Annotated in this window: 32 protein-coding genes; 14 read left to right on the top strand and 18 right to left on the bottom strand. The window is 70.3% G+C overall.

Annotation, left to right across the window (positions count from 1 at the left end):
* On the top strand, nt 1-435 hold a 435-nt coding region (locus Q0588_RS09080; protein ID WP_298745632.1), incomplete at its 5' end, for an N-succinylarginine dihydrolase.
* Between the two features lie 9 nt (nt 436-444).
* On the opposite strand, the gene phhA is transcribed toward Q0588_RS09080, so the two are convergent.
* Together phhA and hspQ are read right to left on the bottom strand one after the other, a co-directional pair.
* Nucleotides 445-1,320, bottom strand: coding sequence for a phenylalanine 4-monooxygenase (gene phhA / locus Q0588_RS09075; RefSeq protein ID WP_298745631.1), 876 nt, complete (start codon nt 1,318-1,320; stop codon nt 445-447).
* An 82-nt stretch (nt 1,321-1,402) separates the two neighbouring features.
* Complete coding sequence (gene hspQ / locus Q0588_RS09070; RefSeq protein ID WP_298745630.1) at nt 1,403-1,717, bottom strand: heat shock protein HspQ; 315 nt, start codon at nt 1,715-1,717, stop codon at nt 1,403-1,405.
* Between the two features lie 133 nt (nt 1,718-1,850).
* Between hspQ and Q0588_RS09065 the strand changes: the two genes are divergently transcribed.
* Nucleotides 1,851-2,978 (top strand): Ppx/GppA phosphatase family protein, encoded by a 1,128-nt coding sequence (locus Q0588_RS09065; protein WP_298745629.1) that lies wholly within the window; start codon nt 1,851-1,853, stop codon nt 2,976-2,978.
* On the opposite strand, the gene Q0588_RS09060 is transcribed toward Q0588_RS09065, so the two are convergent.
* The 6 genes from Q0588_RS09060 to Q0588_RS09035 all read right to left on the bottom strand — a co-directional run bounded on the left by Q0588_RS09060 (nt 2,887) and on the right by Q0588_RS09035 (nt 10,908).
* Complete coding sequence (locus Q0588_RS09060; RefSeq protein WP_298745628.1) at nt 2,887-3,867, bottom strand: peptidylprolyl isomerase; 981 nt, start codon at nt 3,865-3,867, stop codon at nt 2,887-2,889. The genes Q0588_RS09065 and Q0588_RS09060 overlap by 92 nt on opposite strands.
* A gap of 30 nt (nt 3,868-3,897) precedes the next feature.
* The gene (locus tag Q0588_RS09055) at nt 3,898-4,740 is read right to left on the bottom strand and encodes a peptidylprolyl isomerase (RefSeq protein ID WP_298745627.1); all 843 of its coding nucleotides are present in this window, start codon (nt 4,738-4,740) and stop codon (nt 3,898-3,900) included.
* Nucleotides 4,741-4,746: 6 nt separating this feature from the next.
* The gene (gene coaD / locus Q0588_RS09050) at nt 4,747-5,229 is read right to left on the bottom strand and encodes a pantetheine-phosphate adenylyltransferase (protein ID WP_298745626.1); all 483 of its coding nucleotides are present in this window, start codon (nt 5,227-5,229) and stop codon (nt 4,747-4,749) included.
* 49 nt (nt 5,230-5,278) lie between these two features.
* Nucleotides 5,279-6,082, bottom strand: coding sequence for an aminotransferase class IV (locus Q0588_RS09045; RefSeq protein ID WP_298745625.1), 804 nt, complete (start codon nt 6,080-6,082; stop codon nt 5,279-5,281).
* Between the two features lie 3 nt (nt 6,083-6,085).
* On the bottom strand, nt 6,086-8,851 hold the full coding sequence (gene gyrA / locus Q0588_RS09040) for a DNA gyrase subunit A (protein WP_298745624.1): 2,766 nt from the start codon (nt 8,849-8,851) through the stop codon (nt 6,086-6,088).
* A 206-nt stretch (nt 8,852-9,057) separates the two neighbouring features.
* Nucleotides 9,058-10,908 (bottom strand): ABC transporter transmembrane domain-containing protein, encoded by a 1,851-nt coding sequence (locus Q0588_RS09035; protein ID WP_298745623.1) that lies wholly within the window; start codon nt 10,906-10,908, stop codon nt 9,058-9,060.
* Between the two features lie 147 nt (nt 10,909-11,055).
* On the opposite strand from Q0588_RS09035, the gene rpmE reads away from it, so the two are divergent.
* Both rpmE and Q0588_RS09025 read left to right on the top strand, forming a co-directional pair.
* Nucleotides 11,056-11,280 carry a 50S ribosomal protein L31 gene (gene rpmE, locus Q0588_RS09030; protein WP_298745622.1) on the top strand — a complete coding sequence of 75 codons (225 nt, stop codon included), beginning with the start codon at nt 11,056-11,058 and terminating at the stop codon, nt 11,278-11,280.
* Between the two features lie 158 nt (nt 11,281-11,438).
* The gene (locus tag Q0588_RS09025; RefSeq protein ID WP_298745621.1) at nt 11,439-13,001 is read left to right on the top strand and encodes a L,D-transpeptidase family protein; all 1,563 of its coding nucleotides are present in this window, start codon (nt 11,439-11,441) and stop codon (nt 12,999-13,001) included.
* Nucleotides 13,002-13,004: 3 nt separating this feature from the next.
* Here Q0588_RS09025 and Q0588_RS09020 read toward each other — a convergent pair whose 3' ends face one another.
* Both Q0588_RS09020 and Q0588_RS09015 read right to left on the bottom strand, forming a co-directional pair.
* Entirely contained in the window at nt 13,005-13,499 is a 495-nt protein-coding gene (locus Q0588_RS09020; RefSeq protein ID WP_298745634.1) for a DUF1465 family protein, read from the bottom strand.
* Between the two features lie 129 nt (nt 13,500-13,628).
* Entirely contained in the window at nt 13,629-13,832 is a 204-nt protein-coding gene (locus Q0588_RS09015; protein ID WP_298745620.1) for a DUF1192 domain-containing protein, read from the bottom strand.
* Nucleotides 13,833-13,913: 81 nt separating this feature from the next.
* Between Q0588_RS09015 and Q0588_RS09010 the strand changes: the two genes are divergently transcribed.
* Nucleotides 13,914-14,885, top strand: coding sequence for an NAD(P)H-quinone oxidoreductase (locus tag Q0588_RS09010; RefSeq protein ID WP_298745619.1), 972 nt, complete (start codon nt 13,914-13,916; stop codon nt 14,883-14,885).
* Between the two features lie 2 nt (nt 14,886-14,887).
* Here Q0588_RS09010 and Q0588_RS09005 read toward each other — a convergent pair whose 3' ends face one another.
* The gene (locus Q0588_RS09005) at nt 14,888-15,478 is read right to left on the bottom strand and encodes a beta/gamma crystallin-related protein (protein ID WP_298745618.1); all 591 of its coding nucleotides are present in this window, start codon (nt 15,476-15,478) and stop codon (nt 14,888-14,890) included.
* A gap of 213 nt (nt 15,479-15,691) precedes the next feature.
* On the opposite strand from Q0588_RS09005, the gene Q0588_RS09000 reads away from it, so the two are divergent.
* Nucleotides 15,692-16,360, top strand: a complete 669-nt coding sequence (locus tag Q0588_RS09000; RefSeq protein WP_298745617.1) for a cell cycle transcriptional regulator TrcR — start codon at nt 15,692-15,694, stop codon at nt 16,358-16,360.
* A gap of 60 nt (nt 16,361-16,420) precedes the next feature.
* Here Q0588_RS09000 and Q0588_RS08995 read toward each other — a convergent pair whose 3' ends face one another.
* Nucleotides 16,421-16,594, bottom strand: a complete 174-nt coding sequence (locus tag Q0588_RS08995; RefSeq protein ID WP_298745616.1) for a DUF465 domain-containing protein — start codon at nt 16,592-16,594, stop codon at nt 16,421-16,423.
* Between the two features lie 116 nt (nt 16,595-16,710).
* Between Q0588_RS08995 and Q0588_RS08990 the strand changes: the two genes are divergently transcribed.
* The 3 genes from Q0588_RS08990 to Q0588_RS08980 are packed head-to-tail and all read left to right on the top strand — an operon-like array spanning nt 16,711 to nt 18,073.
* A complete protein-coding gene (locus tag Q0588_RS08990; RefSeq protein WP_298745615.1) occupies nt 16,711-17,337 on the top strand; it encodes a UbiX family flavin prenyltransferase in 627 nt (208 codons plus the stop codon).
* Entirely contained in the window at nt 17,334-17,810 is a 477-nt protein-coding gene (locus Q0588_RS08985) for a TIGR02444 family protein (RefSeq protein WP_298745614.1), read from the top strand. Before Q0588_RS08990 ends, Q0588_RS08985 begins: the two co-directional genes overlap by 4 nt.
* A gap of 38 nt (nt 17,811-17,848) precedes the next feature.
* Nucleotides 17,849-18,073, top strand: a complete 225-nt coding sequence (locus Q0588_RS08980) for a DUF465 domain-containing protein (protein WP_298745613.1) — start codon at nt 17,849-17,851, stop codon at nt 18,071-18,073.
* Nucleotides 18,074-18,076: 3 nt separating this feature from the next.
* Here Q0588_RS08980 and Q0588_RS08975 read toward each other — a convergent pair whose 3' ends face one another.
* Genes Q0588_RS08975 through Q0588_RS08965 form a run of 3 tightly spaced genes read right to left on the bottom strand, consistent with a single transcriptional unit; the run spans nt 18,077 to nt 19,277 of the window.
* Complete coding sequence (locus Q0588_RS08975; protein ID WP_298745612.1) at nt 18,077-18,433, bottom strand: hypothetical protein; 357 nt, start codon at nt 18,431-18,433, stop codon at nt 18,077-18,079.
* Nucleotides 18,402-18,713, bottom strand: a complete 312-nt coding sequence (locus Q0588_RS08970; RefSeq protein WP_298745611.1) for a BrnT family toxin — start codon at nt 18,711-18,713, stop codon at nt 18,402-18,404. The genes Q0588_RS08975 and Q0588_RS08970 overlap by 32 nt, the downstream gene beginning before the upstream one ends.
* Nucleotides 18,714-19,277 carry a GGDEF domain-containing protein gene (locus tag Q0588_RS08965; protein ID WP_298745610.1) on the bottom strand — a complete coding sequence of 188 codons (564 nt, stop codon included), beginning with the start codon at nt 19,275-19,277 and terminating at the stop codon, nt 18,714-18,716. It abuts the gene before it with no gap.
* Between the two features lie 126 nt (nt 19,278-19,403).
* On the opposite strand from Q0588_RS08965, the gene purE reads away from it, so the two are divergent.
* The 4 genes from purE to Q0588_RS08945 are packed head-to-tail and all read left to right on the top strand — an operon-like array spanning nt 19,404 to nt 21,815.
* Complete coding sequence (gene purE, locus Q0588_RS08960; protein WP_298745609.1) at nt 19,404-19,895, top strand: 5-(carboxyamino)imidazole ribonucleotide mutase; 492 nt, start codon at nt 19,404-19,406, stop codon at nt 19,893-19,895.
* Entirely contained in the window at nt 19,896-20,975 is a 1,080-nt protein-coding gene (locus Q0588_RS08955) for a 5-(carboxyamino)imidazole ribonucleotide synthase (protein ID WP_298745608.1), read from the top strand.
* A gap of 40 nt (nt 20,976-21,015) precedes the next feature.
* Complete coding sequence (locus Q0588_RS08950; protein ID WP_298745607.1) at nt 21,016-21,315, top strand: hypothetical protein; 300 nt, start codon at nt 21,016-21,018, stop codon at nt 21,313-21,315.
* Nucleotides 21,312-21,815 carry a hypothetical protein gene (locus tag Q0588_RS08945; RefSeq protein ID WP_298745606.1) on the top strand — a complete coding sequence of 168 codons (504 nt, stop codon included), beginning with the start codon at nt 21,312-21,314 and terminating at the stop codon, nt 21,813-21,815. The genes Q0588_RS08950 and Q0588_RS08945 overlap by 4 nt, the downstream gene beginning before the upstream one ends.
* Here Q0588_RS08945 and Q0588_RS08940 read toward each other — a convergent pair.
* On the bottom strand, nt 21,812-22,516 hold the full coding sequence (locus tag Q0588_RS08940; protein ID WP_298745605.1) for a COQ9 family protein: 705 nt from the start codon (nt 22,514-22,516) through the stop codon (nt 21,812-21,814). The genes Q0588_RS08945 and Q0588_RS08940 overlap by 4 nt on opposite strands.
* Nucleotides 22,517-22,704: 188 nt before the next feature.
* Here Q0588_RS08940 and rpsU point away from each other — a divergent pair, with 188 nt between their 5' ends.
* Nucleotides 22,705-22,962 (top strand): 30S ribosomal protein S21, encoded by a 258-nt coding sequence (gene rpsU, locus Q0588_RS08935; RefSeq protein ID WP_298745633.1) that lies wholly within the window; start codon nt 22,705-22,707, stop codon nt 22,960-22,962.
* Nucleotides 22,963-23,073: 111 nt separating this feature from the next.
* On the opposite strand, the gene Q0588_RS08930 is transcribed toward rpsU, so the two are convergent.
* Both Q0588_RS08930 and Q0588_RS08925 read right to left on the bottom strand, forming a co-directional pair.
* Nucleotides 23,074-24,429 carry an ABC transporter permease gene (locus tag Q0588_RS08930; RefSeq protein ID WP_298745604.1) on the bottom strand — a complete coding sequence of 452 codons (1,356 nt, stop codon included), beginning with the start codon at nt 24,427-24,429 and terminating at the stop codon, nt 23,074-23,076.
* On the bottom strand, nt 24,426-25,382 hold the full coding sequence (locus Q0588_RS08925) for an ATP-binding cassette domain-containing protein (RefSeq protein WP_298745603.1): 957 nt from the start codon (nt 25,380-25,382) through the stop codon (nt 24,426-24,428). The genes Q0588_RS08930 and Q0588_RS08925 overlap by 4 nt, the downstream gene beginning before the upstream one ends.
* Between the last annotated feature and the right edge of the window lie 105 nt (nt 25,383-25,487).

Here is a 25,487-nt window from a genome sequence, read left to right as displayed (position 1 = left end):
TCCAGCTATCTGTTCAACTCCATGCTGGTGCGGATTCCCGGCGAGGACCGCCTGACCCTGATCTGCCCGACCGAGACCCGCGACAACGCCCGCAGTCGGGCCGTCGCGGAAGGACTGGCCGCCTCCAACGGACCGATCGGCCGGATCGACTACGTCGATGTGCGCCAGTCGATGCGCAACGGCGGCGGGCCCGCCTGCCTGCGCCTGCGCGTCGCCCTGACCGGGGACGAGCTGACCGCGACCAATCCGGCCATGCGCCTGACCGACGACCTGCACGCCCGCCTGTCGATCTGGGCGGCGACCTGGTACCGGGACACGCTCAGCCCCGCCGACCTCGCCGACCCGGCCCTGCTGGACGAGAGCCGCGGGGCGCTGGACGAACTGACAGCCCTGCTCGGTCTCGGCGGCGGCTTCTATCCGTTCCAGCGGGCCTGAGCCCGACACCTAGGCCGCGAACCGCCCGCCCCGGGCCGCATAGGCCTGGGTGCCGCGGGTGAACACCCGGTCGGTCGGCAGGATGGCGTCGATGGCGATGTCTTCGGCGCCCTTCAGCCGGTCGTAGATGGGGCCGAAATCCTGCAGCGTGTCGCGCTTCAGCTGGTCGATGGAGTCGATGACGAAATAGACCTGCTGGAAGTCGTCGATCCGGTACAGGGTCCGCATGACCCGCTCGAGGTCGAAGCCCAGCCGGTTCGGCGACGGGTCCTCCAGGGCGAAGACGCTTTCGGTGGCCGAGGAGGCGATGCCCGCGCCGAAGATGCGCAGCCCCCCGTCGTCCTGCATCAGGCCGAACTCGACCGTGTACCAGTACAGCCGGGCCAGATTCCGCAGCATGCCCAGCGACGCCGCCCGCTGCCCCCCCTTGCCATAGGCCTCCATATAGGCGGCGAAGTCGGGGTCGGTCAGCATCGGCACATGGCCGAAGACATCATGGAAGATGTCGGGCTCCTGCAGATAGTCCAGCTGCTCCGGCCTGCGGATGAACTGGCCCGAGGGGAAGCGCCGGTTGGCCAGGTGATCGAAGAACACCTCGTCCGGCACCAGGCCGGGCACGCAGACGACGGTCCAGCCGGTCAGCGCCTGCAGCTTCGGATTCATCACCTCGAAATCGGGAATGCCGCCCGTGTTCAGGTCCAGCGCTGTCAGCCCCTTGAGAAACACGTCGGCGGCGCGGCCCGGCAGGATCTTCATCTGCCGGGTGTAGAGCGTGTCCCAGGTCGCGTGCTCGACCTCGGTGTAATCGGCCCAGTTCTGGGGAATGGTCCAGTCGGCCGCCGCCCCCTCCGGCGGCGTTGCGAAGACATGCTCGAAATCGGACATGGGGCGCTCCTGCTGTCGGCGGGCTCTGGCGGCCCGTTGCCGCCAATCTAGGCCCGCGCCCGCGCCCGCACCAGAGTTTGCGTCAGTGGATGGCCTGGGGGCGAGGCGCGTGCCGACCTTGGTCGTCGACGGTGAACCAGCGGGCCTCGGCCTCGGGCGCGACCGCCTCCAGTTCGGGATCATGCTCGAGCGCGTCCTCGGGGGCGTAGGCGATGAACCCGCCCTCCGCGCCCAGGGCCAGCACCCGGTAGAAGGGCTGGTCCGGCGAGATGCCGCCCGTGTCGCCGGGCTTGCCGGCGAACACGGGATCGACATCGATCACCACCCCGCGGAAGGCCGCCTCGCGGTGGCGGACGATCTGGCCGAGCCCGAACCTTGCGACGACTGGATTGGTCATGGGCCGCAGATTGCGCCCGCCGACCTGAGCAGTATGACCGCCGCCCCGTTCATTTTCGCGTCACCTGTCCTTGGCGGAAGCGAGGCGACGGGTCTAGGTTGGCGGGGACGGGCGCCGCATCGGACCGCCCACCGTGAAAGTTCGGCCCATGCCGGAGACCGACGACGCGCCCGCGGGCGTCTCCCGGTCCCAGCGTTCAGAGTCCGACGGCCAGCGCGCCCGGGGCGGCGCCTCCGACGGATCCGGCGCATCAGGTCGGGAACCGCCCCTCTACGGGGCCCTCGACCTCGGGACCAACAACTGCCGCCTGCTGATCGCCCGGCCGGCCCGGGACGGCTTCCGCGTCGTCGATTCGTTCAGCCGCATCGTCAGGCTCGGCGAGGGGCTGTCGCGCACGGGCCGTCTCGACGAAGCGGCCATGGAGCGGGCCTACGGCGCTCTCGTCCTGTGCGGCGAGCGGGTCGCCCGAAAGGGCGTGGACCCCGCCCGGCTGATGGCCGTCGCGACCCAGGCCTGCCGCCAGGCCGACAACGGCGCCGCCTTCGTCGAACGGGTCCGCGAGGGCACCGGCCTGCGGCTCCGCATCATCGATCCGATCGAGGAGGCGCGGCTGGCCGTGGAAGGCTGCCTCAACCTGTTCGACAACGCGGCCGAGGCGGTGCTGGTCGTCGATGTGGGGGGCGGCTCGACCGAGCTGAGCTGGCTGAAACGGACCGACGGCGCCTTCGCCCTCGAGGCCTGGATGTCGGCGCCGATCGGCGTGGTCACCCTCGCCGAACGCCACCCCGAGCCGGCGGCCGGGGCCCCTGCCTCCATCGAAGACTGGTATGAGGCCATGGTCGTCGACATGGCCGGGGCCCTGTCGCGGGCGCCGGTCGACCCCGACCTGCGCCAGGTGTTCGAGGCCGGTCGGGCGCACCTCGTCGGCACCTCGGGCGCGATCACCAGCCTGGCCGGCATCCACCTGGGCCTGCGCCGCTACCAGCGCAACCTCGTCGACGGTCTGTGGATGACGCGCGGCGACTGCGAGCGGGCCGCCGCCCGGCTGCTGGAGATGGGACCGGCCGGGCGGGCCGCGGAATCGTGCATCGGGCCAGAGCGCGCCGATCTGGTGCTGGCCGGGGCGGCGATCATGGAGGCGGTGCAGCGCGCCTGGCCCTCGGAACGGGTCAGGGTCGCCGACCGGGGGCTGCGCGAGGGGCTGCTGCTGCAGAGGATGCGCGAGGAGCGCCGCCCGCGGCGCCGGCGCCGGCGGCGGTGATCTGGTTGGTCACCTGAACCGGCAGGGTCACGTCGCAGACCGAGAAATCCGCGCCCCGCGCCGTGCGGGTCTCGTCCACCAGGGCGCGGAAGCGGGACGAGTCGGCGGCCAGCACCTGCGCCGCCGGCCGTTCATCCTCCGGGATGTCGGCCGCCACGCGGACGCGGGTCATGAAGTCCGGCCGGGCCCGGGCCATCATGCCGTTCTCGCCGTCGCCGACCTGCAGCGCCCGGACCACCTCCAGGCCGTCCACCGTCATTCCCCAGACCGTGTAGCGCTTGTCCAGCGCCGGATAGGCCTGGCGCATGATGAAGAACTGGCTGTTGGCGGTGTCGTTGCCGACGTCGCGGGCCATGCCGGCGACGCCGGCGCAGTACAGCCCCCATGCATGCACCTTGCCGTCTCCGGTCTGGGCGAAGGCGGAATCGGGCTGGGTCTGCACCGGCAGGGCGTGGAGGAAGCCCAGGCGCGCCCCGGTCGGCTCGGCCGCGGACGCGAAGGGCATGGACGGGTCGCGTCGAAAGGTGAATTCGCCGACCAGGTCGGGATAGGGGCTCTGGCCTTCGCCGTTGCCCAGCGGGTCGCCCGTCTGGGCCATGAACCCGTCGATCACCCGATGCCACGGCACATTGTCGTAGAAGCCGCGCCGGGCCAGCAGCTTGATCCGCTCGACGTGCAGCGGGGCCGCCTCCGGAGCGAGTTCAACGAGGATGCGGCCCTTGGTGGTGTCGATGACCAGAAGGTTTTCGGCGGGAACGGTTCGCCACTCGCCCGGGGCCGGCGCGGCCTCGGCGGTCGCGGCCGGCGGCGGCGCGTCGGCCTGCCGGGCCGCGGCGGGCGCGGCGGCCAGGGCGACGGCCAGCCACGCGGCGGCGGAAATCGACTTCATGGCGTCCTCCCCGGGCATCCAGACAGCGGCTCAGCCTCCGACGATCTCGACCGGCGGCTGCACGTCGCACACGCTGAAGGCGGCGCCGCGGCGGGCGCGCACCCGTTCGACCTCGGCCTGCAGCGCCGTCCCGGCCGCCACCCGCACGGCCGGCCGCTCGCCCTCGGGCAAGGCCGCCGCGGTGCGGGCGCGGATCATCAGGTCGGGATCGTCCACCTGGCCGTTCCGGGCCTCGGCGCCCGCCTTGAGCGCGCGCACCGTCTCCATCCCGGACACCACCCGGCCGAATGGCGTATAGCGGCCGTTCAGCTCGTCCTTGGGACCGGTCATCAGGAAGAACTGGCTGTTGGCGCTGTCGACGGCGTCGGCGCGCGCCATGCCGGCGACGCCCGGGCAGAACAGGCCCTGGGCCCCCGCCTTGAAGTCGGCGGTGACCATCATCTGGGCGTCCGGCTGGGTCAGCACCGGGACCGAGCCGACGATCCCCGCCTGGCCCCGGGGCGTCGCCATGACCGGCACGAAGCCCGCGTCCCGGCCGCGCCGGAACTCGAACTCCGCCGGCAGGTCGGGCAGGTCGCTGCCGCCCTGGCCCGTGCCCTGGGGATCGCCGGTCTGGGCCATGAAGTCCGGGATCACCCGATGGAATTTCAGCCCGTCGTAGAAGCCCCGGTCGGCCAGGGTGCGGACGCGGTCGACCGCCCGCGGCGCCACCCGCGGCTCCAGTTCGACCAGGATGCGGCCGTGGACGGTGTCGATGACGAGCAGGTTCTCGGGAGCGACCACGCGCCACTCGGGGACGCCGGCGGCGGTCTGCGCCGGGGCCGGCGCGACGGCCAGCAACGAGAGGGAAAGGGCGGCGGCGACGATCTTCAAAACGGACTATCCCTTGACCTTGGCCCGCACCGCCTGGGCGACCGCGGGGCTGACGAAACTGTCGATCGCCCCGTCGAGCCGGGCGATCTCCTTGACCAGCCGCGAGGCGATGGCCTGATGCCGCGGGTCGGCCATCAGGAAGACCGTCTCGATGTCGGCATTGAGGCGCTGGTTCATCGCCGTCATCTGGAATTCGTATTCGAAGTCGGAGACGGCGCGCAGGCCACGGACGATGATATTGGCGTCCAGCGACTCGGCGAAATGCATGAGCAGGCTGTCGAAGGCCTGGACCTCGACCTTCGCCCCGAGATGGGCGACCTCGGCGCGCAGCATGACCACCCGTTCGTCGGTGGTGAACAGCGGTCCCTTGTCGTCGTTGCGCGCCACGCCGATGACCAGGCGGTCAACCAGCTTCACGGCCCGGCCGATGATGTCCATATGCCCGTTGGTGACCGGATCGAATGTGCCTGGATACAGGCCGATGCGCATGCGTTCCTCCCCGCCTTTCCAGCGGTTTAGCAGGTGGGGCCGGAGCGGCCTAGATCGGCTGCGGCGCGTTCGACGCCCAGATCGCCTTCAGGGCTTCCAGCGGAACGGCGTCCGGATCGAACGTCTGGTCGCCGATCGAGGCGACCGGGCAGGCAGGCGTGGCGCTGTTGCAGATGAAGGCGCCGTCGAAGCGGGGCAGGGCATCCAGCCGCACCGGCTCGACCCGGACGGGGACGCCGCGGGCCTCGAGACCGCGCTGCAGCAGGGTCAGGGTGACGCCCGTCAGCATCGGCGCCTCGGGCCAGATCACCTCGCCGCCGCGTACGAAGCCGATATTCCACAGGCTGCCCTCGGAAATCCGTCCGTCCCCGTCGGCGAACACGGCGTCGTCGAACCCGGCCGCGCGGGCCAGCCGCCGGGCGCGGATCAGGCCGAAATTGGCGGTGTGCTTCAGGTGAGCCGCCTCCCGCCCATAGGTCTGGACCTGAAGCCGCAGGCTTTCCGCCAGCGGCGGCGGCGGCGGAAAGGCGCCGATCATCACCTTCGGCCGGCCGGTCCAGCTCGGCGTGCGCGGCCAGACCTCGGGCGAGAACAGGCTGACCCGCAGCCAGCAGTCGCCCCGGCCGTCCACGGCCGAGCGCATCAGCTCACGCAGACGGGCCTCGCCCACGCCCTCGCCGAACAGCTCCAGCGCCGAGGCGTCCAGGCGGGCCAGATGCAGATCCAGCCCGCGGACGCCGCCCTGCTCGACCCGGAACGAGGTGTAGGCGCCGTAGTTCGCCAGCGCCAGATAGGTCAGGTCGCCCTCTGAAACGGGCTCCCCATCCACCAGCACGGTGCGATCGGCGGCCATGGATCAGGCGTCGCCGCCTTCACCCTCCGCGCCGTCCAGCTCCGCGTCCTCGCCTCCGCCGCTGTCCGGCAGGCGCTCGACCGAGACGACCCGCTCGCCTTCCGCAGTGCGGAAGATGGTGACGCCCTGGCTGGCGCGACCGACGATGCGGACCTGGCCGGCCGGGGTGCGGATCATCTGCCCGCCGGAGGTGACCAGCAGCAGGTCGTCGCCGTCCTCGACCGGGAAGGACGCCGCCAGCCGGGTCCCGGCGCGGCCGCCGAGCCCGTGCGCCGTCAGCCCCTGGCCGCCGCGGCCGGTGCGCCGGTACTCATAGGCCGACGAGCGCTTGCCGAAGCCGGTCTCGGTGACGGTCAGGATGAACTGCTCGGCGGCCCCCAGCTCGGCGATCCGCTCGACCGACAGGGCGGCGTCCGCCACGACCTCGTCGTCGGCCTCGACCGGCGTCTCATCCTCGTCGCCCGCCGCCCTGCGCATGGCGTTGGCGTGCCTGACATAGGCGGCCCGCTCCTCCGGCGTGGCGTCGACCCGGCCGAGCACGGCCATCGAGATGACCTCGTCGTCCTTCTGCAGGCGCACGCCGCGGACGCCGGTCGAGTCCCGGCCCTTGAACACCCGCACGTCGTCGGCCTTGAAGCGGATCGCCCGCCCGAGCGCCGTGGTCAGCATGACGTCGTCCTCGGCCGTGCACAGGGCCACGCCGACCATCCGGTCGCCGTCCTCCAGCTTCATGGCGATCTTGCCGGCCCGGTTGACGGTGGCGAAATCGCTCAGCTTGTTCCTGCGCACGTCGCCGGACTTCGTGGCGAACATGATGTCGTACTCCGCCCAGTCCGCCTCATTTTCCGGCAGGGGCAGCACGTTCATGATGCTGTCGCCCGGCTCGATCGGCAGCAGGTTGACGAAGGCCTTGCCGCGCGACTGCGGATTGCCCAGCGGCAGCCGCCAGGTCTTCAGCTTGTAGGCCTTGCCGTTGGTGGCGAAGAACAGCACCGGCGTGTGGGTCGAGGCCGAGAACACGCCGACCACGGCGTCGTCGTCCTTCATGGCCACGCCCGAGCGGCCCTTGCCGCCGCGATGCTGGGTCCGGTAGGCGTTCAGCGCCACCCGCTTGACGTAGCCGCCGTGGGTGACGGTGACGACCATGTCCTCGCGCGGGATCAGGTCCTCGTCCTCCAGTTCGAAATCGCCCTCGCCGATCAGGGTGCGGCGCGGCACGGCGAACTCGCCCTTCACCCGGACCAGGTCCTCGCGGATCACCGCCAGGATGTTGGCGCGGTCCGACAGCAGGGTCAGGTGGCCCTGGATGGTGTCGGCCAGCTCGCGCGCCTCGGCGAAGATGTCGTCGCGGCCGAGGCCGGTCAGCCGGCTCAGCGTCAGCGCCAGGATGGCCCGGGCCTGCTCGTCGGTCAGGTTCAGCTTGTCGCCCTCGACCAGCATCGAGCGCGGATCGGCGATCAGCTCGATCAGGGCCATCATGTCGCCCACCGGCCAAGCCTTGGCCTGCAGCCGTTCGCGGGCCTCGGCCGGATCGACCGACGAGCGGATGATGTGGATGACCTCGTCGATATTGGCCACGGCCACGGCCAGACCGACCAGCACATGGCCGCGGTCGCGGGCCTTGGCCAGTTCGAACTTGATGCGGCGGACCACCACCTCTTCGCGGAACTCGAGGAAGGCCTCGAGCAGCTGGCGCAGGCCCATCTGCACCGGCCGGCCATGGTTCAGGGCCAGCATGTTGACGCCGAACGACGACTGCATGGCCGTGAAACGCCACAGCTGGTTCAGCACCACGTCGCCGGAGGCGTCGCGCTTCAGCTCGATGACCATCCGCATGCCGTCGCGGTCGGACTCGTCGCGGACGTCGGAGATGCCCTCGATCCGCTTCTCGCGGACCATTTCGACGATGCGCTCGATCAGGGTCTGCTTGTTGACCTGGTAGGGCAGTTCGGTGACCACGATGGCCTCGCGGTCCTTGCGGATGGTCTCGATCGTGGCCTTGCCGCGCACCACGACCGAGCCCCGGCCCTCGCGCAGGGCGTTGCGGGGCGCGGTCCGGCCCATGATCTCGCCGCCGGTCGGGAAGTCCGGCCCGGGGACGAGGTCCAGCAGGGCGTCGTCGCCGATGGCCGGATCGTCCAGCAGGGCGATGCAGGCGTCGACGATCTCGCCAAGGTTGTGCGGCGGAATGTTGGTGGCCATGCCGACGGCGATGCCGCCCGCCCCATTGACCAGAAGGTTGGGAATCCGCGCCGGCAGGACGACCGGCTCCAGCTCCTTCTCGTCGTAGTTGGGCTGGAAATCGACCGTGTCCTTGTCGATGTCGGTCAGCAGGGCCACGGCCGCGGGAGCCATCCGCGCCTCGGTGTATCGCATCGAGGCGGGCATATCGCCGTCGACCGAGCCGAAATTGCCCTGGCCGTCGACCAGCATCAGCCCCATCGAGAACGGCTGGGCCATGCGCACCAGGGCCATGTAGACCGAGGCGTCGCCGTGCGGGTGGAAGCGGCCCAGCACGTCGCCGACGACCCGCGCGCATTTCGAATAGGCGCGGTCCGGCGTCATCTTCAGGTCGTGCATCGAGTACAGGATGCGGCGGTGAACCGGCTTCAGCCCGTCGCGCGCGTCCGGCAGGGCGCGCGAGACGATGACGCTCATGGCGTAGTCGAGATACGAGCGGCGCAGCTCGTCCTCGATGGTGATGGTGGAGATATCGCCGCCTGCGCCCGACGAAGGCGGCAGGGCGTTGTCATAGGTGTCGTCGGTCAAGGAAATCGGGCTTTGAATGGCCGGAATCGGAACGTGATCCGCTGACGGTTTTCTAGCATCCGGGGGCTGCGGAGGCAAAGCGAAGCCGCCGAACGACGCCCGCTACGCAGGGATTTTGACCCATGCGCCCCGTCCGCGTCGCCGCCCTCGCCATCGCGCCCGTCGCAGCCGCCCCGTGAATCAGGCTCCAGCCGGGCTGGCCGGCCTCAGTCGGCCCGGAACTGCAGCTCCGCCAGCCGGGCGTAGAGGCCGCCGCGGGCCATGAGCGCGGCGTGGGTCCCCTCCTCGACCACCTGGCCGTCGTCCATCACCACGATGCGGTCGGCCCTGAGGACGGTGGCGAGCCGGTGGGCGATGACGATCGTGGTGCGGGCGGCCATGGCCGACTCGAGGGCCGCCTGCACCAGCCGCTCGCTCTCGGCGTCCAGGGCCGAGGTCGCCTCGTCCAGAAGCAGGATCGGGGCGTCGCGGACCAACGCCCGGGCGATGGCCAGCCGCTGCCGCTGGCCGCCGGACAGGCTCTTGCCGCGCTCGCCCAGGGGCGTGTCGAAGCCTTGCGGCAGGGCCTCGATGAACCCCAGGGCCTGGGCCTCGCGGGCGGCCGCCCGCACCTCGTCTTGGCTGGCCGTTTCTCTACCGAAGCGGATGTTTTCGGAGGCGGAACCGGAAAACAGCGGGGCCTCCTGCGAAACCCAGGCGAAGCGGTCGCGCACCGCCGTGGGATCGACCTCGCGCACGTCGACGCCGTCCACGGAAACCACGCCGGCCTGCGGGTCGTAGAAGCGCAGCAGCAGGCGGAACACCGTGCTCTTGCCGGCTCCGGACGGACCGACCAGGGCCACCGTCTCGCCGGGCCGCACGGTCAGGGAGAAGCCCTTCAGGGCCGGCAGGTCGGGCCGGCCGGGGTAGCTGAAGTCCACCGCCGACATGGACACCTCGCCCACCGGGGGCCGCGGCAGGGGGCGCGGCGAGGCCGGCGCGGCGATCTGGGGCGCGCTGCGCATCAGCTCGTCGATCCGCTCCATGGCCCCGGCCGCCTTCTGGACGTCGCCCCAGCTCTCGCCGAGCGCGCCGACGGCCGCGGCCGAGAACACCGACAGCAGCACGAACTGCAGCAGGGCGCCGGGCGTCATGCGGCCGGCGATCACGTCCTGCGCTCCCAGCCACAGCACCAGGGTGACGCCGCCGAACATCACCGCGATGATCATCGCCGTCATCAGGGCCCGCGCCCGGATCCGGACCAGCGACACGCCGAAGGCGGTTTCGACCGCTTCGCCGAAGCGGGCGATGGCGCTCTTTTCGCGCCCGAAGGCCTGCACCGTCTCTATCGCGTCGACGCTCTCGCCGGCGAAGCCGACGGCGCTGGCGAAGCGGTCCTGCGACGCCACGGTCAGCCGGCGCACCTTGCGCCCGAACAGGAACAGCGGCCCCAGCAGCAGCGGCACCACCAGCAGCACCAGGCCGGTCAGCTTGGGGCTGACGATGAACAGCAGGATGGTCCCGCCGATCAGGGTCAGGAAGTTGCGCAGGGCGTAGGACACCGAGGTCGTCAGCAGGGCCTCGACCAGGGCGATGTCGGTGGTCAGGCGCGACAGCACCTCGCCGGTGCGCATCCGGGCGTAGAACGACGGGTCCAGCGTCAGGATGCGCTCGAACAGGCCCTTGCGCACGTCGGCGACGACGCGCTCGCCCGTCTTGGTGACGAAGAAATAGCGGACCGCGGTGGCGAGGCCGAGGAACAGGGCGTTGGCGGCCAGCACCAGGAACCACAGGTTCAGCTGCTCGCCCCCGTCGCTGAAGCCGTTGTCGATGGCCCCCCGGGCGGTCACCGTCAGGCCCAGCGAGGCGACCGTCGACAGGACGAGCCATACGGCGGCCATGGCCATATGCCCGCCATGGCGCAGGGCGTAGGGCAGCAGCCGGGCCAGCGGACGGACGTCGCGGCGCCGGGCCCGACGCGCTCCGGCCTCGCCCATCTGTTCGATCAGCAGGGCGCCGGCGCCCGGCCGTCCGCGAAGGTCGGCGGCGTCGGAGGCGGGAGCGGTGGTATCTGTCATGGCGCGCGCCTCTTGCCCCGGAACGCCCCCCGGTGTAAACGCCGCCGCTCATTCCCGCCCAGCCCTTCCGCAGGGATGTCGGCGGGTTTTCTCATTTTCGCGCACGGACGGTCGGCATCGTCACCGCGCAGAGACCGGACAACGACCATGAAGGCCGATACCCACCCCGACTATCATTTCATCACCGTGACGATGACGGATGGAACCACCTACAGGACCCGCTCGACCTACCAGAAGGAAGGCGCCGTGCTGAACCTGGACATCGACCCGCTGACGCACCCGGCCTGGACCGGCGGCAACCAGCAGCTGATGGACCGCGGCGGCCGGGTCTCGCGCTTCAACAACAAGTTCGGCGGCTTCATCAAGAAGTAGGTCTGGCATTGGGGCCACACCCGCGGCCAAGACGTTCACGAAGGCGTCGGTTCCCGGACCGGCGCCTTTCTGTTTGTCAGGAACGCCGATAACATGATGGTGTTGGACCACCGGTGGCGCGACGCAAGTCCCGCGTGGCATGGGCGAAGAGCATAGTGATGAATCGACGGCAATTGGGTCTGGGCGCGGCGGCCGCGGCCCTCGCGTCGGCCAGCGGGATGGCCGCGAGGGCCCAGACCCGCGATCCCGCGGCTGTCGCCTTCTACGACACCTTCAACGACCAGCTGGCGCGGCTGCCGACCGCGATCCAGCCGGACGTGCGCGCCTTCTACGAGATGAACGGCTGGCGGCCGGTGTGGACGCCGGAACGCCTGCGCGGCCTGCGGGCCGTCGCCGGACGCGCCGAACGTCACGGCCTGTCCCAGGGCGATTTCTTCGACTTCGACGCCCTGGCCTCCGCCCCCGCGGCGGCCGAGATGCGCACCACGGCGGCCGCCCTGGGCTATGGCCGGGTGCTGGCCGAGGGCCGGGTGCGGCCGGAGACCGTCGAAGACCTGTGGGAGATGCAGAAGAATCGCGTCGACCTGCCCGCGGGCCTGAACGACGCCCTGGCCCAGAATCAGCTCGTCGACTGGTTCGAGGGGCTGGCCCCGACCGACATCGGCTATGCCAACCTGTCGGCCGGCTATGTGCGTTACCGCCGGATGATCCGCGACGGGCGCAGCTGGCCGGCGTTCCGGCCGGGCCCGACCATCGAGCCGGGCATGAGCGATCCGCGCATTCCGGTCCTGATCGAACGGCTGGTCGCCGAGGGCGACCTCGCCCCGGCCGCCGGCGCCCGCCCGCCCGGCATGGAGACGGTCTACGGCCCCGAGCTGGAAGAGGCCGTGCGGGGCTTCCAGGTCCGGCACGGCCTGGCCTCCGACGGCCGCATCGGCGTTGGCACCCAGCGCTCCCTGTCCGCCTCGGCCGAGGATCGCGCCCGGCAGATCGCCCTCAACCTCGAGCGCCGCCGCTGGCTGAAACGCGACATCGCCCCCGAACGGATCGAGGTCAACACCGCCGCGGCCATCATGGTCTACTGGAAGGACGGCAAGCCGGTCCATTCGAACCGCGTCATCGTCGGCTCGCCGGCCCACCAGACGCCCAGCCTGGAGAAGCAGTTCGCCTCCGTGGTGGCCAATCCGCCCTGGTACGTGCCGGCCTCGATCGCGCGAAACGAAATCCTGCCACGGGGCCCGGCCTATCTGGCCAGCCAGAACATGTACATCTCGAACGGCATGGTCATCCAGCGCGCCGGCCCGACCGCCGCCCTGGGCTATGTGAAGTTCGAACTGCGCGACAGCTACGCCATCTTCCTGCACGACACGCCGGCCAAGTCGGCCTTCAGCCTGGCCATGCGGCAACGCAGCCACGGCTGCGTGCGGGTGCAGGATGCGGTCGAGTTCGCCCGCCTGCTGTTGTCGCCCGATCCGGTGCTTCTGGCCCAGTTCGACGCGGCCCAGGACGCGCGTCAGACCAGGCGCATCCAGACCGGCCGCGAGATCACCGTGCGCCTGCTCTACTGGACGGCCTTCGTCGACGGCCAGGGCCGCGTGGCCTTCCGCGAGGACGTCTACGGGCGCGACGACAAGCTGGCCGCCGCGCTCGGCATCGCGGTCAGCCTGCCCAAGGTGGTGGACGACGGCGGCGGCCGCGACGCCGACGACGTCGGGCCGTAGGCGTCAGTTCCGGAACGCCGCCGTCAGCCGGTCCAGCTGGCTCTGCACCGGATTGACCGCCTCTTCCTCCGGGGCGTCCAGATACATGCGCCGGTCGAGGTGCAGGACCCGGTCGTACAGCTTCTCGGCCCGGACCAGATACTCCACCAGGGCGATCGGCAGCTCGGGGTGGGTCGGTCCGGCCTCGATGTTGCGGTCCGCCAGCCGATAGCGGTCGGCGCACGCCGCCGCCGCGGTCATGTCGCCCTCGCGCACCGCCCGCTGCACCAGCAGCCAGGACGCGATCTGCATCAGCCGGGTGGTCAGCTTCATGCTCTCCCCGGCGTAGGCCAGGGCCGTGGCGCGCGACAGCAGCTTGGACTCGCGCCGCCCGTCGCCGTCGAGATAGGCCGCGGTCTCCTCGACCAGTTCCATCCCCTCGCGGAAGGTGCGGTCGAACAGCTCCGACCGGGCGAAGTCGTCGACGACGGCCGCGCGGCTTCGTCCGGCGGGGGGCATGGGATGGTCGCTGGGCATCAACTCGGTCTGACTCATGTGCGAGGCGCATCCGTAACACGGCCGGCACGGTTTCGCGCGGTGCATGAGCCGTTTGCAACGCCCATGCCAACCGGCTGATTCAAGGAGGTTTCAGGAGCGGAAATTGAACATGGCGTCGGCGGCGTTACGCTGCGAGGACTTGCCCTCGATGGCGGCGTTCGAGCGCGCGATCTCCGCTTCGAGCCCGGCGATACGCTGTTTCAGGTCCTCGACCGAATAGCCGTCCAGGTCCTCGCGCGTCAGCGCGATCAGGGGGGCGCCGCGCGCCGGACGGGGCTCCAGATCCTCGAACATCACCGCCTCCTTCTTGGCCAGTCCACAGGCAAGCGGCTATCTGAACGCCCGGACAGGGACGATTGCAAGAACGGGGAGCCGATGCGGGCTGTCGAAATCACCGGCGGGTCGGGTCCCGCGGAGGCGCTGACGCTGGTCGAAAAGCCCGATCCGGTCGCCGGGCCGGGCCAGGTCCGCATCCGCGTGCGCGCCGCCGGGGTCAACCGCCCCGACATCCTGCAGCGCCTCGGCCGCTATCCGGCCCCGCCGGGCGCGTCCGACATCCCGGGACTCGAGGTCGCCGGCGAGGTCGACCAGACCGGCGAGGGCGTCTCCCGCTGGGCCGTCGGCGACCGCGTCTGCGCCCTGCTCGGCGGCGGCGGCTATGCGGAATACGCCGTGGTCGACGCCCGCCACGCCCTGCCCGTGCCCGACGGCCTCGACCTCGTTCAGGCCGCCGCCCTGCCCGAGACGGTCTGCACCGTCTTCGCCAATGTCTTCGAGGCCGGCGCGCTGAAGGCCGGCGAGACCCTGCTGATCCACGGCGCGACCAGCGGCATCGGCGTCACGGCGATCCAGATGGCCCGGGCGGCGGGCGCCAGGGTGATCGCCACCTCCCGCGGCGCGGCCAAGGCGGAGGCCGCCCGGGCCCTCGGCGCGGATCTCAGCCTCGACGCCGGCTCCGACGACCTGGAGGCGGCCATCACGGCCTTCGGCGGCGTCGACGTGGTGCTCGACATGGTCGGCGCCGACTACGCCGCCCTGAACCAGGCGGTGCTGAAGCCGTTCGGCCGCTGGGTGGTCATCGCCACCCTGTCCGGCGCGCGGGCGGAGATCGACCTCGCCCGGCTGATGATGAACCGGATCGTGCTGACCGGGTCGACCCTGCGCGCCCGCCCGGCGGACGAGAAGGCCCGGCTGATCGCGGCGGTCGAGCAGAGGGTCTGGCCCTGGGTGGCGGCCGGCCGGGTCCGCCCGCCGATCGAGGCGACCTTCCCGCTGGAGCGGGCCGCGGCCGCCCACCTCAGGCTCGAGGCCGGCGACCATGTGGGCAAGGTCGTGCTGACGACCTGACCTCACCAGCGGCCGCGGCGGCCCACCGGACGGAGCGACGAGATGCGGTCGTTCATGCCGTGCTGTTGCAGGTTCCAGACGTCCTCGCTGAACGTGCGGCAGACGCCGCGGAAATAGGCGTCGGTGCAGGCTTCCCACACGCCGCGGAAACGCATCGAACTGATCACGTCGTTGAAGCCCGAATTGCGCAGATTCGGGATCGCTCCGCGGAAGGTGGCCGAGGCTCCGCGATAGTGGGCGTCGCGATAGACGGTGATCTCGCCGCCACCCTGACGGGGCCAGCCGTGCCCGTAGCCGTCGCCGTAGTCGTCGCCGTAGTCGTCGCGGCGGCGGTCCTCATAGGTCCCGCGGTAGGGACCGCAGGCCAGCCGGCCGTTGTCGTTGCGGATCTCGTAGTCTGAACAGCGATTCAACTCGATCGACGTGCCGCGGACATCGCCCCGGCGGTCGCGGCAGTCGGCGTAGAGCCGGCCGCGATTGACGTATTCGCCGCTGCAGCTGTCGCGGTAGTCGCCCCGCGGGGCGACATAGGGCGCGGCCTGCTGGACCGGGCCGGACATCAGGGCCGCCGCGGCGAGGGTTTCGACAAGCATGGGTTCCCTCCATCGAGATTTCCACGACGCGCAAGGCGTCGGCGCCACACTGTCCGGCCTCGCGGATGAACCGTGGCTGTATGCGGATGTCGGCTTTCGTTTTCTTTTGCCGCGAATGGGCCTATATCGAACCCTTCAGCGCCCGGCCGAAAGGTCGGGCGCCGTCGTCTCCGGAGTCCGCCGCGGCGGGCTGAAACAGAAGCAAAGACGCTCATGACCGACATCCTGATGCCCAAGGCCACCGCGGTCTGGCTGGTCGACAACACCTCCCTCACCTTCGAACAGATCGCCGACTTCTGCGGCCTGCATCCGCTGGAGGTGCGCGGCATCGCCGACGGCGACGTGGCCCGCGACATCCGCGGCGCCGATCCGCTGGTCAACGGCCAGTTGACCCGCGAGGAGCTCGACAAGGCCCAGAACGACGAAAACTACCGCATGCAGGCCGTGGTCAGCCGCCACGCCGAACTGCTCAAGAGCCACAAGCCGGCCCCGAAATACACGCCGGTGTCGCGGCGGCAGGACCGTCCCGACGCCATCGCCTGGTTCGTCCGCAATCACCCCGAGGTGACCGACGCCCAGATCGCCAAACTGCTCGGCACGACCAAGTCGACCATCGAGAGCGTGCGCAACCGCACCCACTGGAACAGCCCCAACATCAAGCCCGTCGACCCGGTGACGCTGGGCCTGGTCGGCCAGCTGGCGCTGGACGAACTGATCAGGAAGGCGGCCGAGAAGAAGGCCAAGGACGACGCCAGGAAGGGCGGCGCCACCCTGCAGCCCGCCGACGCCGCCGAGCCCGCCGAGCCGGAATTCGTGCCCGAGGCCCGCGAACGGCGCGGAGCCGAGCCGACCGCCGAGTCGGTGTTCGGCAAAAAGGACTGACGAAAACGGCCCCGGAGCACGCCCCGGGGCCGACCTCTGGTTTCAGTGCGGGAGGCGGAGCTAGTGGGCCCGCGCCTCCAGGCTGGTGATCTGTTCCTTGAGCCGGAGCTTCTTCTGCTTGAGCTCCCTTACACGAAGCGGGTCCGTCGAAGGGTGGGTCATTTCCCGCTGGATGGTCTGGTCCAGCAGGCGGTGACGATTTCCCAGTTCGCGGATACGAGCTTCGATGGTCATGGCTTGCGCCTCCATGTCATAGGGACCACTAGATTGAGCGCCCGGCTTGACCGGCTGTGGAATCACTTTCCGGTGAGGCCGCCGGCCGTCCGGACCCGACGACCGTGGACCCGAATATGGCCGATGATGTGAACGGAGCCGTACGGAACCCGCCGGCGCCGCCCCGCCCGCGCCTCGTCGTCGGAATTTCCGGAGCCTCCGGCGCAGCTTACGGGGTCCGGGCCCTTGAGGCGCTGCGTGACCTCGGGGTCGAGAGCCACCTCGTCGTCACCCGCGCGGCCCTGCTGACGCTGTCCCAGGAGACCGATCTGTCGGCCGACGAGCTGATGGCTCGCGCCGATGTGGCGCACCGGCTGAACGACGTCGGCGCCTCGATCGCCTCGGGGTCGTTCCGGACCATGGGAATGATCGTCGCCCCCTGTTCGGTGCGGACGATGAGCGAGATCGCCACCGGGGCGACCTCGACGCTGCTGACCCGCGCCGCGGACGTGGTGCTGAAGGAGCGCCGGCCGCTGGTGCTGATGGTGCGCGAGACGCCGCTGCATCTGGGCCATTTGCGCACCATGACGGCGCTGACCGAGATGGGCGCGATCATCGCCCCGCCCCTGCCCGCCTTCTATGCGAAGCCTGCCTCGATCGAGGAGATGGTCGACCAGTCGGTGGGCCGGGCCCTGGACCTGTTCGGGCTCGAGTGGTCGGGGGTCCGCCGCTGGGCGGGGCTGAAGGCCGCGCCGGCGAAATGACGGCCGGCGACTCCCTCTGGACCTGGGCGGTGCGGGCCTATGGCTCCCGGGGCGTGGCCGAGGCCTGCCTGCACCTGCAGGACGCCGCCGGCCAGAACGTGCCGCTGCTGCTCTGGGCGGCGTGGGCGGCGCGGACCGGGCGCGCCCCCGACGCCGACACTCTGGAGGCGGCCTGCGACATCGCCCGGGCCTGGCAGGAGGCGGTCATCGCGCCGCTGCGCGAGGTGCGCCGCGCGCTCAAGGGCCGCAACCCCGATCTGGACGACGCCGACCGCGAGGCGGTCCGCGCCCAGGTCAAGGCCGTGGAGCTGGAGGCGGAGCGCCGGCTGCTGGCGGCGCTGGAGGCGCTGACCCCGGCGCCGGAGGGTGCCCCGCGCCCGGTGCTTGCGGCCCTGATCGCGGCGGCGCGGCAGTGGTCGCCGATGACGCCGCGTCCCGGCCTGACCGCCCTCGCCGAACGGCTTCCGGCGTGAACCGGCGCGCGCTATAAGCCCGCCTCCGGGGCCCGACCATGAACGACGACGATCCGTTTCTGAGCGAGGAAGAGCAGGCGCTGCACGCCCGGCTCAAGGAGTTGCGCCAGGAGCATGCCGACCTCGACGCCTCGATCGAGGCCCTGGGCCATATGCCGGTGCCGGACCAGCTGATGATCGCCCGGCTCAAGCGCAAGAAGCTGACCCTGCGCGACGAGATCGTGAAGATCGAGGCGATCGTCCTGCCGGACATCATCGCCTGAGGATCAGGCCAGAAGACGTTTCACCGTCTCCGGGTCTCGGCGAATGGCCGTCAGATAGGCTTCTGTCGCCGAGTCAGCCCGCGTTCGACCCTGTTCGAGGTCTCTCAATCGCCCCACCTTGAAGCGATAGGTCCGGGCGAACGCGACCTGCGACAATCCCGTGGCCCGGCGCGCCAATCTGACTTTCCGTGCGGCGAGCATACGGTCCAGCTGATCACCGGACAAAGGTTGGGCGTCCGGGTCGGCGGCGGCCCGGGCCTCAACCTCTTCTTCCGGCAAGCCGTCCAGAAGGGCGCGCTGTTCATCAGACAGGCTGAAGGGCTCGCCCCTACGAAACCGATTCATAGGCTTTTCGCTCATGCGCCAAGGCCTTTCGAGCCGATATGATCCGGATGAGCGCGTCGGTCTTCTCCGTGTAGACCACGAAAAGCAGACCGGCCCGCGACCGGCCGATCGCGCGGCCCCGATATTCCCCGCAGCTGTCGCGGTCTTCGTCGATCAGCAAACGGTCGTCGTCGAACACCTCGGTGGCCAATTCGAACGGAACCCCGTGCTTGGCGAGGTTCGCCGCCGCCTTCGCCGGGTCCCATTCGAACTCCACACATAGCTCCCTTATATACGGAAATTCCGTATATGCCAATCACCGCCCCTTCTTGCGCACCCACATGGCGGCGTCGGCCTCGGCCAGCCAGACCTCCGGATCGGTATGACCGGCGAAGGCGCGGACGCCGAACGAGCCGCCGAGGCCGGCCGAGCGGCCTTCCCATTCGAACGGCGCCTCTTCGAGGGCGGCGGCCAGCCTCCGGGCCTTCTCCCGGCCCTCCTCGAGACCGGCGTTGAGCATCAGCAGGCCGAACTCGTCCCCCCCCAGCCGGCCGACGGCGTCGGACTCGCGCAGGTTGGCGCGCATCATCTCGGCCACATGCACCAGGGCGGCGTCGCCGGCGGCGTGGCCGAGGCGGTCGTTGACGCCCTTGAAGCCGTCCAGATCGAGGTAGAGCAGCACGGCCGGCACCTCATGGCGCTGGCAGAAGGCCATGGCGCTCTTCATGGCGGCGATGAAGCCGCGCCGGTTCAGGGCCGGGGTCAGCACGTCGTGGTCGGCGGCGGCCTCGGCCGCCTCGGCGCGGCGGCGCAGCGCCTCGACCTCGGCGCGCAGTCGCTCGATCTCGGCGATGGGGTCGATGACGGCCGCGTCGGTCACAGAAGAAAATCACTCCCCGGCCGGCGACTCACCAGGCTCCGGCCCGGAATGAGCCTAACGCCGTCGGTTGCGGGCGCAACGCGAGTCCTGTATCGCGCCGCTTTCCCGCGAAAAGGGCGCGCATCGATGGCGACCGAGACTCCCCCCGTGGCGATCATCATGGGCAGCCGCTCGGACTGGCCGACCATGAAGCACGCCGCCGACGCCCTCGACCGGCTGGGCGTAGCCTGGGACGCCCGGGTGGTCAGCGCCCACCGCACCCCCAAACGCCTGGTCGACTTCGCCACCGGCGCCCGGGCCGCGGGCTTCAAGGTCATTATCGCCGGGGCCGGCGGCGCCGCCCACCTGCCGGGCATGGCCGCCTCGATGACCGAGCTGCCGGTGCTGGGCGTGCCGGTCGAATCGAAGGCCCTCAAGGGCATGGACAGCCTGCTGTCGATCGCCCAGATGCCCGGCGGCATTCCAGTGGCGACGCTGGCCATCGGCGAGGCCGGCGCGAAGAACGCCGGCATCCTCGCCGCCCAGATCCTGGCCCTGTCGGATCCGGTGCTGGCCGGGCGCCTGACGGCCTTCCGCGAAGCCCAGACCGAGGCGGTGCACGAGACGGTCGAGGACTGAGTGACGACGCTTCCCCTGCCCCCCGGCTCGACCCTCGGCATCCTCGGCGGCGGCCAGCTCGGCCGGATGCTCAGCCAGGCGGCGTCGCGGCTGGGCTTCAACGTCGTCATCCTCGATCCGGAGGAGAACAGCCCGGCCGGCCGCGTGTCGCAGGGCCAGATCGTCGCCGCCTATGACGACCCCACGGCCCTGACCGTGCTCGGGCGGGTGGCCCGGGCGGTGACCTTCGAATTCGAGAACGTGCCGGCCGCCTCGGTCGAGCGGCTGGTCGAGGGCGGAGCCCTGGTGGCGCCCGGCCCGAGGGCGCTGGCCGTGGCCCAGGACCGGGTCGAGGAGAAGACCTTCCTCAACGGCGTCGGCGCCGGCACCGTCGACTTCGTCGCCGTCGACGACCTCGACGACCTGCTGGCCGGGCTGGAGCGGCTGGGAACGCCGGCGCTGCTGAAGACCCGCCGCGAAGGCTATGACGGCAAGGGCCAGGTCTGGGTCCGCTCGGCCGCCATGGCCGCCGACGCCTGGCGCGCGGTCGGCGAACGGCCCGCCATCCTCGAGGCGAAGGCCGACTTCGCCCGCGAACTGTCGGTGATCGCCGCCCGCGGCGCCGACGGCAAGATCGCCGTCTATCCGCTGGGCGAGAACATCCACAGGGGCGGGGTCCTCAAGACCACCCTCGCCCCCGCCGCCGTCGACGCGAAGACCGAAAAACGGGCGAAGGCCATCGCCAGGGCCGTCCTCGAGGGCCTCGACTATGTCGGCGTGCTGGGCGTCGAACTGTTCGACCTCGGCCGCGGCCGCCTGCTGGTCAACGAGATCGCGCCGCGGGTCCACAACACCGGCCACTGGACCCAGGACGGCTGCGTCTGCGACCAGTTCGAACAGCACATCCGCGCCATCGCCGGCTGGCCGCTGGGTCCCACGGCCGCCCACGCCAGGGTCGAGATGACCAATCTGCTGGGCGACGAGGTCGAGCAGTGGAAGACCCTGGCCGGCAAGCCCGACGCCCGCCTGCACCTCTACGGCAAGGCCGAGGCCCGCCCCGGCCGCAAGATGGGCCATGTGAACCGGGTGAAGCCGCTGTAGGCCGGGTGTCCAGATTGGTCGGATAAGCAGCTCGTGCTATATGTCCGATATGTCCAATGACACGAATATCGAGCTGTCTGAAGCAAAACGGATCGTGGAAGGCGTTCTTCGGGAACGGCTGGGATCCGCCGGTTTCGCGCGCGCCATGGTCACTGAAGGTCGAGATCTGGATGGAAACCGGATTCTAAAAATCCGTTCCGTTTTCAAGAAGGGCAAGACATCGCTGCGCGGCCTTGATTCGATCAAGGCAATTCACGAGGTGCGGCGCGCCTTGCTCAAAGCCGGTGATGATCGATTCCCCCGGATCGTCCACGAACTGCCGGAAGACAAGGCCGCTTGAGCGAACTTATCAAGACTGCTCGGCGGCTGGCCAATGCGACTGGACACAAGCCGAGTCAGGCGGATTTACGCAGAGCCGTCAGCACCGCCTACTACGCCATGTTCACTGCGCTGGCGACGCTATGCGCTAATCAAGTGGTTGGTTCGTCTCCCCAGAAGCGGGCGCTTCCGGAATGGGCTCGCACCTTCCGTGCTTTGGATCACGGACGGAGCGAAACCGTAATGAATGAACTCGACCCAGAACGAAAATCGAAGGCAAGGCGGGGCATTGCTTCGTCCATCGATAACTCCGTCGAGATTTTCGCCGAAACGCTCGAACGCCTTAAGCTTGAGCGCCACGCAGCTGACTACGATCCGACTCCCTTGAAGCTCAAGCGCAAGAGTGTCTTGAATCTGATCGACGAGGCCGAGGCCGCCAACTTGTTGCTTGATGGCGCACCTGACGACGCAAAGAGGCAATTGGCGTTCGCTTGCGTAGTGGGCAAGCGAAAAGGGAGCTAACCCCTCGCCCCATACCGCATCCGGCTCAGCGCCTCCGTCATCTTCCTCAGCGGCGCGTCGAAATCCTTGCCGGCCTTCCATTTCTCGAAGGCCATGACGTTGTCGATGCGGCGGGCCACGAAGGCCTCGGCGGCGTCCCGGCCGTCGAACCAGCGCAGGGTCAGGGCCGGGATCAGGATGCCCGACAGGATGGCCCGCTTCGAATAGTGGTTCCAGTCGGTGGCCGTGTCCCCGGCCCAGTTCCACAGCTGGTCGGCGCTCTCCCACGCCAGCTTCAGCCCCAGGTCGGCGTTGGGCGGCAGGGCGAGGAAGGCGGCGCAGCGGCGCGTCGCCTCCAGATCGGCCGCCCCCGCCTCCAGCCGGGCCGAGACGGCGCGGGCGATTCGCTCGCGAATCTTCAGCGACGCGGGATCGAGGTCCGACAGGGCCGCCAGCGCCCGTGCGTCGTGGCGCCGCGACAGCAGGGCGGCCAGATCGCGCGCCCCATTGGGCAGCAGCAGTTCCTCATCCCCCCGCGATAGGCCGTTCGCCGCGCAGGCGGCGCGGACCATGCGACTGTTCCAGCCCAGGGCCGGGGCGCGCTCGATCGCCGCGTCCAGCACCGCCTGTTCCGTGCGGTCGGCCCAGTCGGCTTTGGGAGCCTCGGCTTTGAGAGCCTCCCCCTGCGGCGGCTCGTTCGACAGGTGTGGCGCGTCGGTCATGGCGCCAGCATATGCCCGTCCGGCGGGCGTTTCGACCCTTCACATCTTGCCGCGGCGATCTGGACAGGGCGGGGCCGCTCGTGTATCAGCCCGCCTTCACTCGCGGACCCCCGTCTGACGAGGATGAGATTTATTTGTCTGCCCGTCTCCCTCACAGGACGCGGCGGGCGGCCAAAGGAGAGTTTCACCTGGTTCAGATTTTCGTCCGCGACAACAACGTCGATCAGGCCCTCAAGGCGCTGAAGAAGAAGATGCAGCGCGAAGGCAGCTTCCGCGAGATGAAGCGCCACGTCCACTACGAGAAGCCCTCGGAGAAGCGCGCCCGCCAGAAGGCCGAGGCCGTGCGCCGCGCCCGCAAGCTGGCCCGCAAGCGCGCCCAGCGCGAAGGCCTGCTGCCGCCGCCGAAGCCCCGGGTTCCCGGCGTGGGCGGCCCGAGCCGCGGCTAGGCCGACGTTCCGGACAGAAGATCAAAAGGCCGCCCCCGGGAAACCGGAGCGGCCTTTTTCATTGCGCACCTGGCTTCCTTCTCCACCAAGGGGAGAAGGTCGACGGCGCCCCTATCGCCCCCGGCCGATCGCCCCGGCGAAGCTCCTCCAGTTCAGCTTGACGTCCGACAGGGCGCCGGCCCGGAAGGCGCGGCCGGCGATCCACACCATCAGCAGGGCGAAGGCGAACATCCCCGCCATGGTGCCGGCGATCTCGATCATCGGCGGCTCCGACGGGGCGCGGGCGCTCATCAGGAAGGGGGTGAAGAACGGCACCCACGACAGGACCTGCACCACCGGCGCGTCCGGGGTGCGGATGGCCATCTGCATGACCAGCAGCGGCACGACCAGGATCATCATGATCGGCCCCATCAGCGTCTGGGCGTCGCGCGGCGTCTCGCAGAAGGCCCCGATGGCGGCGAACAGCACGGCGTACATCAGATAGCCGCCGACGGCGTAGAGGGCGAAATAGCCGATCAGGCCGCGCTCCAGCAGCACCTCGCCGATCATCGGCGCATACTGCGGCAAGCCGGCGATCAGCCCGGCCGCGCCGATGCCGCCCCAGGCCAGCAGGACGGTGACGGTCAGCAGGGCCACGCCCAGCACCTTTCCGGTCAGGATCTCGGTCGCCGAGGCCGACGACAGCAAGACCTCGAGAATCTTGTTGGACTTCTCCTCCATCACGCTGTTCAGCAGGATCGAGGCGCCGGTGATGATCAACGACCACAGCAGGAAGCCCGAGGCGAGGCCGATGATGCCCGGCAGTTCGTCGCGGAAGGAGGTTTCCCCGCCGCTGGCCGAATTCGGCGACAGCGTCCTGACCTCGGGCTCGAACCGCTGGGTCGACTCCACCACCGCCAGGTCGATGCCGGCCGACCGGAACACCTCGCGGCGGTGGGCGTCCTTCAGGACGCGCCCGACGAAATTCGCGACCGCACCATCCGAGGCCCGGCGGGTCCACACCCGGGCGCCGGGCCCCTCCCCCGTGCGGTCAAGCAGCACCACCGCGTCGAGCCGCCGCTGGGCCGGCGCCTCGTCGCCGAGATGGCGGCGAACCAGCCGCTCGCGCGCCGTCCCGGGCGGCGAGGCGGCGAGGTCGGCGGGCGGCGCGACGATGGTCATCTTCGGCCCGTCCAGCTGATCCAGCGCGGCGCCCGCGGCGGAGGCCCCGGCGGCCGCCTCGCGGAGGCGGTCACGGCTGGCCTTCTCGTCCTGCAGCGCCGCCTGCACGGCCGCCGCCAGACCGGCGGCCTGCGGCCCCTCCTCCAGCACCACCACCTGCCGTATCGGCTCGCTGGTCTTCATCAGGATGGGCACGGCGCCGCCCAGCACGGCGAACAGCGGAAAGGCCAGCAACGACAGCCAGAAGCCGACGGTCCTGGCGTAGGCGGCGAACTCGCGCCGGGCGATCAGCAGGGTGCGGTTCATCGGGCGGCCTCCGCGGCCTGGACGGACTGGTCCTGATCGGGGTTGTCGCCGGTCAGGCCGATGAAGGCGTCGTGCAGGCCGGGCTCGCGCAGTTCGAAGCGGCGCACGTCGAGACCGCCGAGGAAGGCGGCCCTGAGCGCGTCCTGGCCCTGGCCTCCGGGCGCCAGCGCCGCCTTGAGGACGCGGACGCCGTCCGCATGGGAGATCACCTCGACGCCGCTGACGCCCGGCAGGCCCGCCGCCTGCTCGGGGGCGATGGCGCCTTCCAGTTCGAGAAAGCGCGGGGTGGTGGCCCGGGCCTCGGCGACAGTGCCCTCGAACGCCTTCCGGCCGCGGGCCAGCAGCACCACCTTGTCGCACAGCCGCTCGGCGTGCTGCATCACATGGGTCGAGAACAGCACCGTGGCCCCGTCGGCGGCGAGGCCGCGAATCATCGCCTCCAGCCCCTGCTGGTTGACCGGGTCGAGGCCGGAGAACGGCTCGTCGAGGATCACGAACTCGGGGCGGTGCACGACCGCGGCGATCAGCTGCACCTTCTGGGACATGCCCTTGGACAGCGCCTTCATCTTCTTTCGCTTCGCCTCCCCCAGGCCCTGGGCGTCGAGCATCTCGCGGGCGCGGCGGCGGGCCTCGCCGGTCGGCAGGCCCTTGAGCGCGCCGAAGAAGGCGATGGCGTCGACTGGCGTCATCTTCTTGTAGAGGCCGCGCTCCTCGGGAAGGAAGCCGATGCGGTCGCGCACCTTGCGGCCGTCGTCGGCGCCGAGAATGGTGATGCGGCCCGAGGTGACGGGCTGCAGGCCGAGAATCATCCGGATGGTCGAGGTCTTGCCCGCGCCGTTCGGGCCCAGGAAGCCGCAGATGGAGCCCTTCTCCACCGCGAAGCTGAGATCGCGCACGGCCTGGAAGTCGCCGTAGCGCTTGCCGACCCCGTCGAGCGTCAATGCCGCCGCCATATGCCCTCCGCGGTTTCCGGATTCCGCCTGCCTTGGTAGGTCTGTAAAGGGTGTTTTACAACAGAAGATCGCCGCATCCCCGTGCCCCTGTCATGAATTCCGTGT

The organism is uncultured Brevundimonas sp. (assembly GCF_937870815.1).
Taxonomy (GTDB): domain Bacteria; phylum Pseudomonadota; class Alphaproteobacteria; order Caulobacterales; family Caulobacteraceae; genus Brevundimonas.
Note: the sequence above shows the minus strand (reverse complement) of the source record. Positions and strands in the feature narration are given on the sequence as shown.

Excerpts from the sequence above, each read along its gene's own strand:
- phhA (WP_298745631.1), bottom strand. The coding sequence starts at position 1,320 with ATGTCCGATTTCGAGCATGTCTTCGCAACGCCGCCGGAGGGGGCGGCG.
- hspQ (WP_298745630.1), bottom strand. The coding sequence starts at position 1,717 with ATGACCAATCCAGTCGTCGCAAGGTTCGGGCTCGGCCAGATCGTCCGC.
- Q0588_RS09060 (WP_298745628.1), bottom strand. The coding sequence starts at position 3,867 with ATGAAGTCGATTTCCGCCGCCGCGTGGCTGGCCGTCGCCCTGGCCGCC.
- coaD (WP_298745626.1), bottom strand. The coding sequence starts at position 5,229 with ATGCGCATCGGCCTGTATCCAGGCACATTCGATCCGGTCACCAACGGG.
- Q0588_RS09045 (WP_298745625.1), bottom strand. The coding sequence starts at position 6,082 with ATGGCCGCCGATCGCACCGTGCTGGTGGATGGGGAGCCCGTTTCAGAG.
- Q0588_RS09035 (WP_298745623.1), bottom strand. The coding sequence starts at position 10,908 with ATGACAGATACCACCGCTCCCGCCTCCGACGCCGCCGACCTTCGCGGA.
- rpmE (WP_298745622.1), top strand. The coding sequence starts at position 11,056 with ATGAAGGCCGATACCCACCCCGACTATCATTTCATCACCGTGACGATG.
- Q0588_RS09025 (WP_298745621.1), top strand. The coding sequence starts at position 11,439 with ATGAATCGACGGCAATTGGGTCTGGGCGCGGCGGCCGCGGCCCTCGCG.
- Q0588_RS09020 (WP_298745634.1), bottom strand. The coding sequence starts at position 13,499 with ATGCCCCCCGCCGGACGAAGCCGCGCGGCCGTCGTCGACGACTTCGCC.
- Q0588_RS09015 (WP_298745620.1), bottom strand. The coding sequence starts at position 13,832 with ATGTTCGAGGATCTGGAGCCCCGTCCGGCGCGCGGCGCCCCCCTGATC.
- Q0588_RS09010 (WP_298745619.1), top strand. The coding sequence starts at position 13,914 with ATGCGGGCTGTCGAAATCACCGGCGGGTCGGGTCCCGCGGAGGCGCTG.
- Q0588_RS09005 (WP_298745618.1), bottom strand. The coding sequence starts at position 15,478 with ATGCTTGTCGAAACCCTCGCCGCGGCGGCCCTGATGTCCGGCCCGGTC.
- Q0588_RS09000 (WP_298745617.1), top strand. The coding sequence starts at position 15,692 with ATGACCGACATCCTGATGCCCAAGGCCACCGCGGTCTGGCTGGTCGAC.
- Q0588_RS08995 (WP_298745616.1), bottom strand. The coding sequence starts at position 16,594 with ATGACCATCGAAGCTCGTATCCGCGAACTGGGAAATCGTCACCGCCTG.
- Q0588_RS08990 (WP_298745615.1), top strand. The coding sequence starts at position 16,711 with ATGGCCGATGATGTGAACGGAGCCGTACGGAACCCGCCGGCGCCGCCC.
- Q0588_RS08985 (WP_298745614.1), top strand. The coding sequence starts at position 17,334 with ATGACGGCCGGCGACTCCCTCTGGACCTGGGCGGTGCGGGCCTATGGC.
- Q0588_RS08980 (WP_298745613.1), top strand. The coding sequence starts at position 17,849 with ATGAACGACGACGATCCGTTTCTGAGCGAGGAAGAGCAGGCGCTGCAC.
- Q0588_RS08975 (WP_298745612.1), bottom strand. The coding sequence starts at position 18,433 with ATGAGCGAAAAGCCTATGAATCGGTTTCGTAGGGGCGAGCCCTTCAGC.
- purE (WP_298745609.1), top strand. The coding sequence starts at position 19,404 with ATGGCGACCGAGACTCCCCCCGTGGCGATCATCATGGGCAGCCGCTCG.
- Q0588_RS08950 (WP_298745607.1), top strand. The coding sequence starts at position 21,016 with ATGTCCGATATGTCCAATGACACGAATATCGAGCTGTCTGAAGCAAAA.
- Q0588_RS08940 (WP_298745605.1), bottom strand. The coding sequence starts at position 22,516 with ATGACCGACGCGCCACACCTGTCGAACGAGCCGCCGCAGGGGGAGGCT.
- Q0588_RS08930 (WP_298745604.1), bottom strand. The coding sequence starts at position 24,429 with ATGAACCGCACCCTGCTGATCGCCCGGCGCGAGTTCGCCGCCTACGCC.
- Q0588_RS08925 (WP_298745603.1), bottom strand. The coding sequence starts at position 25,382 with ATGGCGGCGGCATTGACGCTCGACGGGGTCGGCAAGCGCTACGGCGAC.